This window comes from Nisaea denitrificans DSM 18348 (genome assembly GCF_000426505.1).
GTDB classification, from domain to species: Bacteria; Pseudomonadota; Alphaproteobacteria; order Thalassobaculales; family Thalassobaculaceae; genus Nisaea; species Nisaea denitrificans.
Map to the genome: position 1 here is coordinate 21,819 of NZ_AUFM01000018.1, position 13,798 is coordinate 35,616.

At 60.8% G+C, this 13,798-nt stretch carries 16 protein-coding genes; 10 read left to right on the forward strand and 6 right to left on the reverse strand.

The features are described 5' to 3' along the window. The first annotated feature begins 26 nt into the window (after positions 1 to 26). The 5 genes from K328_RS0113160 (at position 27) to K328_RS0113180 (ending at position 5,669) form a co-directional block, all read left to right on the forward strand. Positions 27 to 1,316: an imelysin family protein gene (locus tag K328_RS0113160; RefSeq protein WP_028466369.1), complete on the forward strand. Its 1,290-nt coding sequence runs from the start codon at positions 27 to 29 to the stop codon at positions 1,314 to 1,316. A gap of 111 nt (positions 1,317 to 1,427) precedes the next feature. After that, positions 1,428 to 2,927 carry a di-heme oxidoreductase family protein gene (locus K328_RS0113165; RefSeq protein ID WP_084608297.1) on the forward strand — a complete coding sequence of 500 codons (1,500 nt, stop codon included), beginning with the start codon at positions 1,428 to 1,430 and terminating at the stop codon, positions 2,925 to 2,927. A gap of 10 nt (positions 2,928 to 2,937) precedes the next feature. Then, on the forward strand, positions 2,938 to 4,032 hold the full coding sequence (locus K328_RS0113170; RefSeq protein WP_028466371.1) for an imelysin family protein: 1,095 nt from the start codon (positions 2,938 to 2,940) through the stop codon (positions 4,030 to 4,032). Between the two features lie 4 nt (positions 4,033 to 4,036). Further along, positions 4,037 to 5,164 (forward strand): DUF1513 domain-containing protein, encoded by a 1,128-nt coding sequence (locus K328_RS0113175; RefSeq protein WP_028466372.1) that lies wholly within the window; start codon positions 4,037 to 4,039, stop codon positions 5,162 to 5,164. Positions 5,165 to 5,285: 121 nt separating this feature from the next. After that, positions 5,286 to 5,669 (forward strand): c-type cytochrome, encoded by a 384-nt coding sequence (locus K328_RS0113180; protein ID WP_156901338.1) that lies wholly within the window; start codon positions 5,286 to 5,288, stop codon positions 5,667 to 5,669. 48 nt (positions 5,670 to 5,717) lie between these two features. On the opposite strand, the gene K328_RS23960 is transcribed toward K328_RS0113180, so the two are convergent. The 4 genes from K328_RS23960 to K328_RS0113200 all read right to left on the reverse strand — a co-directional run bounded on the left by K328_RS23960 (position 5,718) and on the right by K328_RS0113200 (position 8,653). Continuing rightward, positions 5,718 to 6,692: a ChaN family lipoprotein gene (locus K328_RS23960; RefSeq protein WP_051284887.1), complete on the reverse strand. Its 975-nt coding sequence runs from the start codon at positions 6,690 to 6,692 to the stop codon at positions 5,718 to 5,720. Continuing rightward, the gene (locus tag K328_RS23965; RefSeq protein ID WP_051284888.1) at positions 6,692 to 7,216 is read right to left on the reverse strand and encodes a hypothetical protein; all 525 of its coding nucleotides are present in this window, start codon (positions 7,214 to 7,216) and stop codon (positions 6,692 to 6,694) included. Before K328_RS23965 ends, K328_RS23960 begins: the two co-directional genes overlap by 1 nt. A 121-nt stretch (positions 7,217 to 7,337) precedes the next feature. Then, on the reverse strand, positions 7,338 to 8,222 hold the full coding sequence (sigJ, locus tag K328_RS0113195; RefSeq protein WP_028466374.1) for an RNA polymerase sigma factor SigJ: 885 nt from the start codon (positions 8,220 to 8,222) through the stop codon (positions 7,338 to 7,340). Continuing rightward, the gene (locus tag K328_RS0113200) at positions 8,222 to 8,653 is read right to left on the reverse strand and encodes a carboxymuconolactone decarboxylase family protein (RefSeq protein WP_028466375.1); all 432 of its coding nucleotides are present in this window, start codon (positions 8,651 to 8,653) and stop codon (positions 8,222 to 8,224) included. The genes sigJ and K328_RS0113200 overlap by 1 nt, the downstream gene beginning before the upstream one ends. Positions 8,654 to 8,801: 148 nt before the next feature. Here K328_RS0113200 and K328_RS0113205 point away from each other — a divergent pair, with 148 nt between their 5' ends. The 5 genes from K328_RS0113205 to K328_RS0113225 are packed head-to-tail and all read left to right on the forward strand — an operon-like array spanning position 8,802 to position 12,506. Continuing rightward, on the forward strand, positions 8,802 to 9,536 hold the full coding sequence (locus tag K328_RS0113205) for a DUF1538 domain-containing protein (RefSeq protein WP_036554273.1): 735 nt from the start codon (positions 8,802 to 8,804) through the stop codon (positions 9,534 to 9,536). 2 nt (positions 9,537 to 9,538) lie between these two features. Beyond that, positions 9,539 to 10,369, forward strand: coding sequence for a DUF1538 domain-containing protein (locus tag K328_RS23970; protein WP_205620661.1), 831 nt, complete (start codon positions 9,539 to 9,541; stop codon positions 10,367 to 10,369). Continuing rightward, positions 10,366 to 10,716 (forward strand): P-II family nitrogen regulator, encoded by a 351-nt coding sequence (locus tag K328_RS0113215; RefSeq protein ID WP_028466377.1) that lies wholly within the window; start codon positions 10,366 to 10,368, stop codon positions 10,714 to 10,716. Before K328_RS23970 ends, K328_RS0113215 begins: the two co-directional genes overlap by 4 nt. Further along, positions 10,713 to 11,120, forward strand: coding sequence for a CBS domain-containing protein (locus K328_RS0113220; RefSeq protein ID WP_028466378.1), 408 nt, complete (start codon positions 10,713 to 10,715; stop codon positions 11,118 to 11,120). The genes K328_RS0113215 and K328_RS0113220 overlap by 4 nt, the downstream gene beginning before the upstream one ends. Before the next feature lie 18 nt (positions 11,121 to 11,138). Continuing rightward, positions 11,139 to 12,506: an MFS transporter gene (locus K328_RS0113225; protein ID WP_028466379.1), complete on the forward strand. Its 1,368-nt coding sequence runs from the start codon at positions 11,139 to 11,141 to the stop codon at positions 12,504 to 12,506. Between the two features lie 58 nt (positions 12,507 to 12,564). On the opposite strand, the gene gloA is transcribed toward K328_RS0113225, so the two are convergent. After that, positions 12,565 to 13,008: a lactoylglutathione lyase gene (gene gloA, locus K328_RS0113230; protein ID WP_028466380.1), complete on the reverse strand. Its 444-nt coding sequence runs from the start codon at positions 13,006 to 13,008 to the stop codon at positions 12,565 to 12,567. A gap of 131 nt (positions 13,009 to 13,139) precedes the next feature. Next, positions 13,140 to 13,772: a 2-dehydro-3-deoxy-6-phosphogalactonate aldolase gene (locus tag K328_RS0113235; RefSeq protein ID WP_028466381.1), complete on the reverse strand. Its 633-nt coding sequence runs from the start codon at positions 13,770 to 13,772 to the stop codon at positions 13,140 to 13,142. Positions 13,773 to 13,798: the final 26 nt, after the last annotated feature.

Below are 13,798 nucleotides of genomic sequence, written 5' to 3' on the forward strand. Positions count from 1 at the left end.
CGCGGACGGTCTTTGGAGAACCAGATATGCGAACGAAATCACTAGCAAAAATGGCGGTTGCGGCCTTCGCAATCGCAGGCGGTCTTTCCGCCGCGCCGGTCCAGGCAGACGACATGAGCGCGAAGAAAGACATCATCAATACCTATTCCGATATCGCGGCCGCCGCCTATGGGGACTCCCTGGCAGGCGCCAAGAAACTCCGGAGCGCGATCGCAGCGCTGGTCGCCACACCGACGGACGCCACTCTTGGTGCTGCCCGCAGCGCCTGGATCGAGGCCCGCGAGCCTTATCAGCAGACTGAGGCTTATCGCTTCGGCAATGCCATCGTCGACGATTGGGAAGGCAAGGTGAATGCCTGGCCGCTGGACGAAGGCCTGATCGACTACGTGCAGACCGACATCTACGGCGCCGAGTCGGATGGTAACCCCTATTATACCGCCAATGTGATCGCCAACCCGAAGCCGACCATCGCCGGCAAGGTGCTGGACGCCACGAGTATCGACCGCAAGCTCATCCAGTCGCTGCATGAGATAGACGAGATCGAGTCCAATGTCGCGACCGGCTATCACGCCATCGAATTCCTGCTCTGGGGCCAGGATCTCAACGGCACCGGGCCTGGCGCCGGCATCCGTCCGGCCTCGGATTTCGATACGAATAACTGCACCAACGGGAACTGCGCGCGTCGAGCTGCCTATCTCACCACCGCGACCGACATGCTCGTCGATGAACTGGCATGGATGACGGCACAGTGGGCCGATGGTGGCGCCGCGCGCACCGGCCTTGTCGATGGCGATGCGGACAAGAGCATCGCCACCATTCTTACCGGCATGGGCAGCCTCTCTTACGGCGAGCTGGCCGGCGAGCGGATGAAGCTCGGCCTGATGCTGCATGATCCCGAGGAAGAGCATGACTGCTTCAGCGATAACACCCATCGCTCGCACTACAACGATGCCCTCGGTATCCGGAACGTTTATCTCGGCGAATACAAGCGGACCGACGGGTCTGTCGTGAAGGGCGCAAGCCTCTCCGCTTTCGTCACCGGCAAGGACAGCAGCGCGGACAAGGAACTGCGCGCCGCTCTCGATGCCACCATGAACAAGATGACCTCCCTCTCCGACACTGCGGAAAAGGGGGAGCGTTATGACCAGATGCTTGCGGAAGGAAACACACGGGGGAACGAGATCGTTCAGGCCGCCGTGGATGCCCTTACCGTGCAAACCAGGTCGATCGAGCGTGTCGTCGCAGCGCTCGGTCTGTCAGCCCTCGAATTTGAAGGCTCTGACAGTCTAGACAATCCGGGGGCTGTTTTTCAGTAACCGGTGCGGCACCAGCATATCTCTCCCACTCAAAGGGGACGGCTCACGCCGTCCCCTCTTTTCTGTTCGAGTTTCTATTCTAGTCGGGCCACTTTGCGCTAGAACCGGATCATGCTGAACCGACCGAGACTGTTGTCCTGCGCGCTGCTTATCTACTGTGCCTGCCTGTCCTCCGCTTTTGCGGAGACGGAGCAGGACCGCATTGCCCGGATCACCACGCCGACGTCCGATTTCTCCAAACCGGAGAAATACGAGATCATGCAGGCTGGCGCCGCTACACACCGCAAACGGATCAACGGCGACGCCTTCTCCCATCCCTCCGCGAACATGGCCTTCGACCGCCGGCTCTATTTCGAGCTCGGGGACGGTATTTTCAAAAAGATGTGGGTCAGCTCGCCCGCCAGCACGAAATCCTCGGACGGATTGGGCCCCCTTTACAATGCGCGGTCCTGCCAGCGCTGCCATCTTAAGGATGGGCGCGGTGAAGCGCCGGACGGCCTGCAGGCCGAAAGCGGCTCGGTCTCCCTGCTGCTCCGCCTTAGCATCCGGCCACAAAACAACGAAGATCATACCAGGCTAGATTCGGGTACGGCGACTTCCATTCCCGATCCCATCTACGGCGGACAGCTGCAAAACTTCGCAACACCGGGCCAAACGGCGGAAGCAGCCGTCACCGTAAGTTACGAGGAAATCCCTGTGCCCCTGTCTGATGGCACAGTCGTCTCCCTTCGCAAGCCTGTGATCGCCCTTAGCGCGTTGGGCTACGGCCCCCTCCGGGACGACCTGATGATCTCCCCGCGCATTGCCTCTCCGATGATCGGCCTTGGCATGCTCGAGGCTATTGCGGCTGAGGATATCCTGAGCTGGGCCGACCCCGATGATCGCGACGGTGACGGCATTTCAGGGCGCGGCAACCGGATCAAGAGCAAGCTGGCCCAGGAAATGATGCTTGGTCGCTTCGGCTGGAAAGCCAACCAGGCGACCCTCAAGGACCAGGTCACCGACGCCTTTTCCGGCGATCTCGGGATTTCCTCCAGCCTGCATCCGGGAAATGCCGGAGACTGCACATTCGCCCAGACCGCCTGCATGTCGGCTCCGGACGGAGGAGATCCCAAGAGCGGCAATGTCGAAATCAACGATCACCTGCTGGATCTCGTGACCTTCTACAGCCGTAACCTCGCAGTCCCTGCCCGACGAGACGTCGGCAATCCCGGCGTGCTGGCTGGCAAGAAAGTGTTCTACGAAGCGGGCTGCATTGCCTGCCATCGTCCGAAATATGTCACCCCGCGCGATCCGCTGCGGCCGGAACAATCCTTTCAGTTGATCTGGCCTTATACGGACATGTTGCTGCATGATATGGGCGATGGTCTCGCTGACAATCGCCCTGACGGATCTGCCGATGGCAGGGAATGGCGCACGCCGCCGCTCTGGGGCATCGGCCTGACAAAAACCGTCAGCGGACACACGAACTTTCTGCACGATGGCCGTGCTCGCAACCTGCTCGAAGCCATTCTCTGGCACGGCGGCGAAGCGACCGACACGCGCGACCGGGTGATCGCCCTCCCGACCCGGGATCGCGAGAACCTTCTTCGTTTTCTCAACTCGCTTTAGGCGACACGCCATGCAACGCATCCTCATCCTGTTGGTTTCCTTCCTGGCAATTTCAGCCGCGGGGCCAGCCGGACCGGCGCATGCGGCTGATGCGGACGAGACCTTCAGGGCGATCACGAAAGCGAGCGTCTTCGATCACATCATCCCGCGTTATGAACATCTCGCCACCGCCGGAGCCGGGCTTGAAGCTGCCGCCACGGCCTACTGTCAGGGCCGTACGGCGCAGAACTTCACTGCCCTCGACAGCGCTTTCCGGAGCTACTGGCTCACCTGGGCAGGCATCCGGCATATCCAGTTCGGCCCGGTGCAGATCAAGAACCGGGGATTCCGCATCCAGTTCTGGCCTGATTTCCGGAACAAGGTCGGCAAACAGCTGTCCCGGGTACTGGCGGCGGAAAACAGCGCGGCGCTAGAGAAAACGACCTTCGCCAAAACCAGCATCGCGGTTCAGGGCCTCCCGGCTCTTGAGCGGCTGCTGGTTGACGGGCATGCGGGATTTGCCGGCTCCAAAGGCTCTTTCAAATGCACCCTGACGGAGACGATCGCCAGCAATCTCACCACCATGGCCAAACATGTTGCCACCGACTGGAACCCGACCGACGGCTACGCGCATACAGTTGCCATGGCAGGCACGGAGGACAGCCTCTATTCGGAAGCCTATGAGGTACCGGTCGAGCTGTTGCAAAGCCTGCTTGGTGAGCTGGAAGCAAGCCACGACGTGCGGCTCGGACGGCCGCTTGGCTCCGAGATGGACAAGGCCCGCCCGAAACTGGCCGAAGCCTGGCGCAGCGGCCTGTCCAAAGCCATTCTTGTCGAGTCTCTGAAAGGCGCGGGGGATTTGTATCGGAGCGGCGGGTTCGACCAGGCTCTGCGGGAGGTTGGAGAGATCGCGCTTGCCGACCGGATAACGGCCGGCTTCCAGACAACAGTCGCTCAGGCCACCGCACTCGACGGCTCTCTTTATGATGCTTTCACAGCGCCGGAGCGGCGCGACGCATTACGGGCACTCCGCGCGGACCTGAAAACGCTGACAGGCCTGCTCGGCACCAAGCTTGCGGTTGCCCTCGATATCTCGCCCGGTTTCAACAGCCGGGACGGAGACTGATTACATGATCACACGCAGAACCCTGATTGCGGGCCTCGTCGCCTCCGGGGCAACGTCCCTGGTCTCCGCCCCGCTCACCGCCGGTCAGGCCGATGACCGCCTGCTGATGTCCTGCGCCCGAAAGCCCGATGGAAGCTTCGTTCTGGTCGGCGTCACCGAGAATGGCTCTGTACCGTTCGAGCTGCAGCTACCCGGCCGGGGCCACGCCACTACCATCTCGCCGGACGGCAGAACTGCGGTCCATATGGCCCGTCGACCCGGTCGCTTCATGCTGATCGCGGACCTTGAGACGGGAACATTGAAGGATCTGGTGAACGCGCCGGACGGCCGCCATTTCTACGGTCACGCCGGGTTCTCCCCGGACGGCCGAGTGCTCTTCACCACGGAGAACGATTTCGATAATGCAAAGGGCGCCATCGGCGTCTGGACCGTCGGCGCACGTTATGAGCGGGTCGGGGAATGGGACAGCCACGATATCGGCCCGCATGATCTCAGCCTGATGCCAGACGGCGTGACCCTCGTCATCGCCAATGGCGGCATCCTAACCCATCCGGACAGCGGCCGGGCCAAGCTCAACATCCCCGACATGAAGCCCAGTCTGGTTTTCCTCGATGCCCGGGATGGCAGCTTCATCCGCAAGGTCGAGCTTCCGCACGAGCTGCACAAGAACAGTATCCGCCACCTCGATACCGGCCCGGACGGCACCGTGCTGTTCGGCATGCAGTATCAGGGAGACACCTCCGATGCGCCACCGCTGGTCGGAATGATCGGCCGCGACGGCAAGAGCACCCTGTTCGATGCCCCGGAAACCCTGACACCGCAGCTCAAGGGCTATTGCGCCGACGTCGCCATAGATCCGAGTGGAAGGTTCGGGGCCAGTACCTTCCCGCGTGGTAACCGCATCGCCATCTGGTCGATCCCGGACGGCACGCTGGTGTCTTTCAACAGCGTGCGCGACAGCGCCGGTGTTGCGGCCGGGCCTCATCCAGGCGGGTTCAGGTTCTCCACCGGTTTTGGCAAACTCCTCTCCCGCATCGCCGACCCTTCCGCACATGTCACAGAAGGCAACCCCCAGCGATTTGCCGGACTGGCATTCGACAACCATATGACTGTACTGGAACGGCCTTTATAGAGGCTGTCCTGGTGCAACAACCGGTGCGACAGTTCGGTGACTGTGTCTGATCTTCGCAACCCGGTATAAGTAAAAACAACAGATCGTCGACCTAGAACGACTGACTAATTTGGAGATAGTAATGCTGCGTAAAGTCGCTATGACTGCCGTCCTCCTCGCCCTGACCGTAAGCCCGGCACTGGCCGAAGGCGATGCCGCGAAGGGCGAGAAAGTCTTCCGGAAATGCAAAGCCTGTCATGTCGTCGACAAGGAAAAGAACCGGGTCGGCCCGCATCTTGTCGGCATCATCGGCCGTTCCGCCGCGGGCGTGGAAAAATTCAAATACTCCAAGGCACTGAAAGCCAAGGCCGCAGAAGGCCTGGTGTGGGATGAAGCCAGCCTTGCGGAGTTTCTGAAGGCTCCGAAAAAATATCTCAAGGGCACAAAAATGGCATTTGTCGGCCTGAAAAAGCAGGACGATATCGACAACGTCATCGCCTACATCAAAGCCGAGAGCAGCAAGTAAGACGCCTGACCACGATAACTGCGCCGCGCACCGGGAACAGGTGCGCGGTCAGTTCTTGGTGAAGGCTTTGAACCGGGCTTCCAGATCCGCGCAGTAATCCTTGTCCGGCTGCGCCGGGTCCGTGTACCAGACATAATCGAACCTGCTGGCCGGAACCGCATGCTCCTCACCGGCCCAGACAATTTCCAGATCGCCTTCCAGCAGACCAATTGACGCTATGTTTTTGCCGCCGAACCGCTGTTCAAGGTGAAAACCCGCGCCTGTATCGCGGCGCGCATGCTGGCCTCCGGCGATCAGCACAGCACCATCGGCCATCACGGCCGATCGCACCATCGCCTCCGCCAGACTGGCATCCCGGGCGATCTGAACGGCGACCATCGGAGAGAGCTTCGTCCTGGGAATGAGCCCGCAATGGCCGCGATAAACCTCATCCAGAAGCATCTCCATGACCCGCTCCGGAACGGGCTCGTCCAGCCGGAGTGTCTTGCCGAGATCGGTTTCCGCCAGATCGTCCTGGCTGATGGCACGGACCGTCTCTGAATCCAGATTACCGGCGATTATCGGCAGACCCGCTGCCAGTGCCTGCTCCGCGATCGGCCGATAGAATTTCCAGTCGGGCCAGCCGGTCTCAGCCCAACCGACGGCATCCGCAAACGCGTCCGCGTCGGTACCACCCGCCTCCAGAAAATCATCAATCGCAGGCTGCTTACCGCGCCCGATCATCTCCCAGACCAGGGCTGGCTTGCGCCCGGCGGCGATCATCCGGCGGAGAATCTCGGCCTGGATTTGGTGATGCTCCGGGTTGTCGTGCTTCTCGCCAAGCAGCACGAAGCGCCGGTCCACAAGGTCTTTCGCCAGGCGATCCAATGACAGCGGCTCACCCGTCGCCGTTTCAAACAGGGCGGGCGGCGGAGAGGCCGCGGCCGGAGCAGCAACCGAAAGGGCTGCGACGCCGACGATCAAGGCAACGCCCAGAACGCCGCGCCACCGCCCGGTAAAATGTGAGGTGTAGGATATGGCCATCAATCAAACAGGCTGTCGATCGCGCCCTGGTCCATGATGTCGTCGATCTCAGCCTGGTCGTAGCGCGGCACCGCGCCATTGATCACGCCGGAGATCTGCTCCAGCGTCAGTCTGACCTCGCGCACCTTCGCCATAGTCTGATTTCGGAACTCATCCTCGGGCACCGTTCCGTTCAGTTTCTTCAGAAGATCCCTTGTCGCGAAGATCTGATCGTTCGCCGATCCCACCAGATCCTCAAAGGCCTGGATGTATTCGTGCGGGGCGTTTTCATAGGCCCAGATCGCCAATTCCTTGTCGGAGAATCCGCTGGCCGCGAAATGCTCGATATAGGTCGCCGGTTTCCACTCATCGACATCCTCGAGCATCTCCGGCATATCCGGGACGAGCTCAAGCAACATCACCACTTCATTGAAATGGTTCAAGTAATCGGTCGCAAGCAGGGAAGTCTCGTTGATATTGGTTCCCCGAACCAGCAACCTGTATGTCTTGGTAAGGCGAGGCTGTGTCTCCATCGCGACAACCATACCGCATTCCCCAAACGTTTTAGACCCAATTCTATGACATATATCTGCAACTCCTTAAAATTGCGTATATTTTTAGCTAATTAATGATGTTTCGACGGTTTTCCGGCGAATTTCTGGAAATTCAGTCCGGAAGGTCGAAGCCGCGCAGCTTGTCTGGATTGCGCATGACCATGATCTCCGAGACCCACGGGTCAGCATTCACGCGGAAGCTCACGACAGCATGCGCGGCGGGGCCGTCCCGGACAATCAGGGCAAGCTGCGCGTTGATCTCCGCCACAGTGATGGAATAGCCGGACCAGAATTTCGGCAACGCCCTACTCACAAAGGTGAGTATCCGTTCTGCCCCTTTGACAGGCCCAAGAATGGACGCGGCCTTGCCGCCGCTGTCAGCAGTCAAAACCGCGTCGCGCGCCAGCAACCCGGCGAGGTCGTCCGCGGCTCCGGTCCGCAACGCGGTCTGGAAGGCATCGATCAAGCATTGCTGCAGATCCCTCGGGGCAGGCTTGGTATTACCCGCCTGCCTGACATTGACCCGCGCCCGGGAGACCAGCTTGCGGCAGGCCGCCTCGGAGGTCGCGAGTTGCCCCGCTATCTCCACATATTCCATCGCGAACACGTCGTGCAGCACGAAAGCCGCCCGCTCTTTCGGCGTCAGCCTCTCCAGCACCAGCAGGAAGGCCATGGTCACGCTTTCACTGACCATGAGATCCGTTTCCGGCGTGGCGCTTTCCCCGGTTGCCATCGGCTCCGGCAGCCAGTAGCCGACATAATCCGTCCGGCTTCGCCGCGCCGATTTCAACACATCGAGAGAACGCCGCGTGCAAACTGACGTCAGCCAAGCGCGAGGATGCTCGATCACATCACGGTCAGTCCCGCTCCAGGCCAGGAAGGTGTCCTGCACGACATCTTCCGCTTCGGCGCGGGAGCCAAGGAGCCGGTAGGCGAGGCCGATCAGCAATGGCCGCGCCTGTTCGAACTCCCGAATGTGATCCCCGTTCTGTGTCATCAATGCTGCGAGACCTGAATGCGGTTCCAGAGATTGATCATGGCAATGATTGCGGTCAGCGTCGAAATTTCCTTATCCGAAAAATGCTTCCGGAGCTCTTGCCGCAAGGGGCCAAGATCCGCCACAGGGTCGAGCACTGTGAGGGCCTCGGTCCAGGCCAGCGCTGCCTTCTCGGCATCGGAGAATATCCTGACATGCCGCCAGACGATCAGCCGGTCGATCCGGTCCTGCGACTCACCGTCCTGGCGGGCTTCGTCGATATGCATCTTCACGCAGAAAGCACACTGATTGATCTGTGAAGCGCGCAGCTTCACCAGATAGTGCAGCAGCTTGTTGAAGCCGGTTTCGGCGATGCTCGTCTCGACGGCTTCCAGCTTGCCGAGGATGGCCTCTGCGTTGGCGTAAAGGTTCACTGGTCCGGTGGCTGCCATGTCTTTCTCCTGCGTGGCGTTGCAATGTGCTTTCACAGACATGTCGAGCCAGCGCTCTACGCTGTGACATAAGCCTTACAAAAATTGTCCCGCACCATCGCGACAGCAGGGCTGGAAGTCAGCGGATCAACAGGTTAGCTTGCGCTTTATGGTCAATCGGCTCCTCGCGTTCGGCTCCCTTTTGTTCGGCACCGCCCGCGACGTGTTACCGATCGTGCTGGTCGTCGCCTTCTTCCAGTTGGCCGTCCTGCAGCAACCCTTCCCCAACCTCGGACAAACCTTGGCGGGCCTGGTTGTCGTGGTCCTCGGCCTGACATTGTTCCTGCAAGGCCTCGAGATGGCCTTGTTTCCGATCGGCGAGTTCCTTGCCGGCGCCCTCGCCCGTAAGGGCAGCCTCGTCTGGCTTTTGCTGTTTTCCTTCGGACTTGGTTTCGGCACGACGGTGGCCGAACCGTCGCTGATCGCGGTCGGCGACGAAGCTGCCCGCGTCATGGCGGAGGGCGGCTTTATTGGCAGCGACCCGGAAGCGATGAATACCTATGCACTGGCGCTGCGCTACACGGTCGCCGTTTCGGTCGGGCTTGCCATCGTCACAGGTGTGTTCCGTATCCTGAAAGGCTGGCCGCTACACTGGATCATGATCGGCGGCTATGTGGTTGTGCAGGCGCTGACTGTTGTCGCGCCGGAAGAAATCATCGGCATCGCCTATGATTCCGGCGGCGTCACCACCTCCACCGTGACCGTCCCGCTGGTCACCGCCCTCGGCGTCGGGCTGGCGACGGTCATCAAGGGCCGCAATCCGGCAATCGACGGTTTCGGGCTGATCGCCTTTGCGTCACTGTCACCCATGATTTTCGTCCTCATTTTCGGGATGGTGTTCTAAGCATGGCGATGGAATGGGTCACCGCTCTCTACGAGGCTTTTCTCGGCACGTTGCTCGACGTGTTTCCGATCGCCGCGATCCTCGCCTTCTTCCAGCTGGTCGTACTGCGCCAGAGCATTCCGCAACTCAGCCGGGTTTTGCTTGGCTTTGTCTATGTCATCCTCGGCCTCTCACTCTTCTTGGTCGGACTGGAAGAAGCCCTGTTCCCGATTGGCGAGCTGATGGCGACGCAGTTGACCGACCCGGCCTTCATCGCCCCCGGCCGCGATATCGAAAGCCTCGACTGGACGGATTATTACTGGGTCTATCTCTTTGCCGCGGCCATCGGGTTTTCAACGACTATCGCCGAGCCGTCCCTGATCGCTGTCGCCAACAAGGCCAGCACCCTCACCGGCGGCGGTATCGACGGTCGAGGTCTGCGTATCGCCGTTGCCATCGGTGTCGCCCTCAGCATTGCCGTCGGCGCCTTCCGGATCGTCACCGGCACGCCGCTCTATCTCTACATGATCGTTGGTTACGCACTCGTAGTGCTGCAGACGATATACGCACCGCGCATGATCATTCCGCTGGCCTATGATTCCGGCGGCGTCACCACCTCCACCGTCACCGTTCCGCTGGTCACCGCCCTCGGCCTCGGCCTTGCCTCAACCGTCCCCGGACGGGACCCCGTACTGGACGGTTTCGGACTGATCGCCCTCGCCAGCCTGTTTCCGATGCTCAGCGTCATGAGTTATGCCCAGGTCGGTGCCTGGATGGCCACGCGCCGCAAAAAGCGCGAGGCCGCCTCTTCCATTTCAGAAACAGAAACCCCACAGCCAGGGAGCCAGCAATGAAGTTCAAGCTGATAGTTGCCGTGGTAAGCGATGCCAAGACCGAAGTCGTGGTCGACACCGCACGGCAGTGCGGCGGGACCGGCAGCACCGTCATTACCAATGTCCGGGGCGAGGGCCTGAAACCCTCCTCCACCTTCCTCGGCCTTACCCTTGAGGGTCAGCGGGACATCGTTCTGCTGGTTGTCGAAGAACATATGTCGCGTCATATCCTGGAAGAAATCTGCCGGGCCGCCCGGTTCGACGAGGACCTTGGCAGCGGTGTCGCCTTCCAGATCGACATCGAGGATGCTGTCGGGCTGACCTCGCAAATCAAGGAAATCGAAAAAGAGATCGAGGAAGAAATATGAACCACCATCCTTATGTGAAGGTTGAGGACGTGATGAGCGCTAACCCGCACGTCATCGACGGCCTCGCGACGGTGCGGAACGCCATCGACCTGATGCGTGAACACAATGTCAGCTCACTGGTCATCGAACGGCGGGACGACAAGGACGAGTACGGAGTCGTCACGGTCGGCGATATCGCAGCGCATGTCGCCAGCAAGGACCGCTCGCCGGAACGCACCAGCGTCTACGAAATCATGTCGAAGCCGGTGCTGTCTGTCGATATCGGCATGGATATCAAATACGCGATCCGCATGCTGAACCGGTTCAAGCTGACCCGTGCACTTGTCACCCGTCAGGGCGATATGGTCGGCATCGTGACTCTCAGGGATATGGTTGTGCGCTATACTGAGCCTGACACGGCTTAAGTCGGGTAACAGGGCGACATGATCGACATTCTGAACCATTCCGCCTACAGACATCTTTTTCTCGCACAGGCGCTGTCTCTGCTCGGCAGCGGCCTGACAACCGTCGCCCTCGGACTGCTCGCCTATCAGATCGCGGGATCGGATGCCGGGCTGGTGCTTGGCACCGCCCTCGCCATCAAGATGATCGCCTACGTCGTGCTCGGCCCGATCGGCGCCGCCCTCTCTTCCCGGTTTCGCAGAGGTCCCTTTCTCGTCGCACTGGACCTTGTTCGGGCAGGATTCGTCTGCCTTCTGCCGTTCGTGACGGAAATCTGGCAGATCTATCTTCTGATCTTTCTCTTTCAGGCCTGTTCCGCCGCTTTCACGCCGACATTCCAGGCAACGATCCCGGACCTCCTTCCGGAGGAGCGCGATTACACGCGGGCCCTTTCCCTGTCGCGCCTGCTTTATGATCTGGAGCAACTGGCAAGCCCCGCGCTCGCCGGATTGCTTTTGTCGGTCATGACCTTCCACGGGCTCTTTGTCGGCAACGCACTTGGCTTTCTCGCCTCGGCAGCTCTCATCGTCACAGCATCGCTACCGGCGCAAAATCCGGACGCAATTGTGCGCAGCTTCCGTGACCGCGTCTCACGCGGAAGCTGGATCTACCTCAAGACACCACGCCTGCGCGGTTTGCTCGCGTTGAGCTTTGCGGTATCCGCCGCCGGCTCCATGGTGATCGTCAATACTGTTGTTTTCGTCCGGGACGTGCTCGGCGGCAGCGAACGGGACGTCACGCTGTTCTATGCGAGTGCGGGGCTGGGATCGATGCTCGTCGCCCTGACCCTGCCGAGACTGCTGGAGCACCGGCCGGCGCGACCGATCATGCTTGCAGGCGGCGTGCTCCTGTCTCTCTCGCTCTGCGCCGGCACCGTAGCGGAAACCTATCTGCAAGCTCTCGCGGCATGGTGTGCAATCGGGATCGGCACATCCATGGTGATGACCCCGTCGGGATTGCTTCTGAGACAGTCTTGTCATCCCGAGGACAGAACAGATCTGTTCGCCGCCCAGTTCGCGCTCTCACACGCTTGCTGGCTTGTCGCCTATCCTCTGGCAGGATGGGTCGCGACGTCCTTCGGCATGGGGGTGGCCTTCTTGACACTCGCAGCCGGTGCGGCGACCGGGCTGATCGCCGCACTGATACTCTGGCCGGAACATGACCCGGTCGAACTTACTCACGAGCATGAGGATCTGGTGCATGAGCACCCTATCCCCGACGACGGGCACCATCAGGCGATACATCCTGTTCAGGGCGACCCGTCAGGACAAAAGCACCGGCATCAAAAGCTTCGCCATAGCCATACCTTTATCATCGACGATCACCACACGGCCTGGCCGCGCGGTTAGAAACACCTTGAGATTAAGGTACTGCCGGGGAGAAGGCGATCCCGGTGCGATTGCAGTCCTACCAGCTGCCGGTATTTTCCATCGAAGCCCAGGGCTCGGCCGGCGCCAGCGCCTCGCCTTCCTGCAGGATCTCGATGGAAATGCCGTCCGGCGACTTCACGAAAGCCATGTAGCCGTCACGCGGCGGGCGGTTGATAGTGACACCGGCATCCATGATCTTCTGGCAGGTCTCGTAAATGTTCTCGACGCGGAAGGCGAGATGCCCCCAGGCCCGGCCGGTCGTGTACTCTTCCGGGTCCCAGTTATGGGTCAGCTCGATCACCGGCGCGCGCTTGTCCGAGGCAGCGGTCGCCTCGTCACCCGGCGCGTAGAGGAAAATATTGGTGAAGCGGCCTTTCTCGCTGTCATAGCGATGGACTTCCTTGAGGCCGAGAATTTCACAGTAGAATTTCAGGCTCTCGTCGACGTCGCTGATCCGAACCATCGTGTGCAGATACCGCATGTGCTCGCTCCCGCTTGGCATGCTTGTGAATTGGCGTTGGGATTATGACATTGCGCACGCGCCGCCCGCTGACAAGTCCGCTTTCCGAAATGGGCTGGTTCCGTCCGTGCGGGAACTGTCCCGCCGGGCTGTTATTCCGGCACACCGTCCCGCCAGGCCGCGATCAGGGCGGCGGCATCGGCGCCGATCTGTTCCACCGGTTTGCCCGGTTTGAAGATCGAGGAGCCGACGGCAACCGCCCGGGCACCGGCGGCGAAAAAATCCGCGATGTTGTCGAGCCCGACGCCGCCGGTGACGACGATCCCCCTGTCCGGCGGCAGCACCGCGCGCAGCGCACCGACGATTTTCGGCTGGATCGCATCTCCCGGGAACAGCTTCAGATAATCCGCCCCCGCCGCCAGCGCCTGAAAAGCTTCCGTCGGCGTGAAAAAACCCGGCATAGAGATCAAACCGCACCGTTTCGTCTCGTCGATTACCCGCCTGTGCGTGTTGGGAGACACCACAAGGCGTCCGCCCGCCGCCGCGACCGAACGCACATCCTCGTCCGTCAGCACCGTCCCGGCACCGATCACCGCCCGGTCTCCGAGAAAATGGGCCAGGCTGGCAATGCTCTCGAAAGGCTGAGGTGAGTTGAGCGGCACCTCGATCACACGAATGCCGGCATCGAACAGTGCCTGGCCGATCTCTTCCGCACGCTCGGGTTCGAGGCCACGCAGAATTGCGACGATGGGGCAGGCGACAAGCGCCTCTTCGATACTGATCACGGCCGGCCTCTCGATTGAGTTCAACC

Coding starts and splice junctions, on each gene's coding strand:
- K328_RS0113160 (WP_028466369.1), top strand. CDS start 27: ATGCGAACGAAATCACTAGCAAAAATGGCGGTTGCGGCCTTCGCAATC.
- K328_RS0113165 (WP_084608297.1), top strand. CDS start 1,428: ATGCTGAACCGACCGAGACTGTTGTCCTGCGCGCTGCTTATCTACTGT.
- K328_RS0113170 (WP_028466371.1), top strand. CDS start 2,938: ATGCAACGCATCCTCATCCTGTTGGTTTCCTTCCTGGCAATTTCAGCC.
- K328_RS0113175 (WP_028466372.1), top strand. CDS start 4,037: ATGATCACACGCAGAACCCTGATTGCGGGCCTCGTCGCCTCCGGGGCA.
- K328_RS0113180 (WP_156901338.1), top strand. CDS start 5,286: ATGCTGCGTAAAGTCGCTATGACTGCCGTCCTCCTCGCCCTGACCGTA.
- K328_RS23960 (WP_051284887.1), bottom strand. CDS start 6,692: ATGGCCATATCCTACACCTCACATTTTACCGGGCGGTGGCGCGGCGTT.
- K328_RS23965 (WP_051284888.1), bottom strand. CDS start 7,216: ATGGTTGTCGCGATGGAGACACAGCCTCGCCTTACCAAGACATACAGG.
- sigJ (WP_028466374.1), bottom strand. CDS start 8,222: ATGACACAGAACGGGGATCACATTCGGGAGTTCGAACAGGCGCGGCCA.
- K328_RS0113200 (WP_028466375.1), bottom strand. CDS start 8,653: ATGGCAGCCACCGGACCAGTGAACCTTTACGCCAACGCAGAGGCCATC.
- K328_RS0113205 (WP_036554273.1), top strand. CDS start 8,802: ATGGTCAATCGGCTCCTCGCGTTCGGCTCCCTTTTGTTCGGCACCGCC.
- K328_RS23970 (WP_205620661.1), top strand. CDS start 9,539: ATGGCGATGGAATGGGTCACCGCTCTCTACGAGGCTTTTCTCGGCACG.
- K328_RS0113215 (WP_028466377.1), top strand. CDS start 10,366: ATGAAGTTCAAGCTGATAGTTGCCGTGGTAAGCGATGCCAAGACCGAA.
- K328_RS0113220 (WP_028466378.1), top strand. CDS start 10,713: ATGAACCACCATCCTTATGTGAAGGTTGAGGACGTGATGAGCGCTAAC.
- K328_RS0113225 (WP_028466379.1), top strand. CDS start 11,139: ATGATCGACATTCTGAACCATTCCGCCTACAGACATCTTTTTCTCGCA.
- gloA (WP_028466380.1), bottom strand. CDS start 13,008: ATGCGGTATCTGCACACGATGGTTCGGATCAGCGACGTCGACGAGAGC.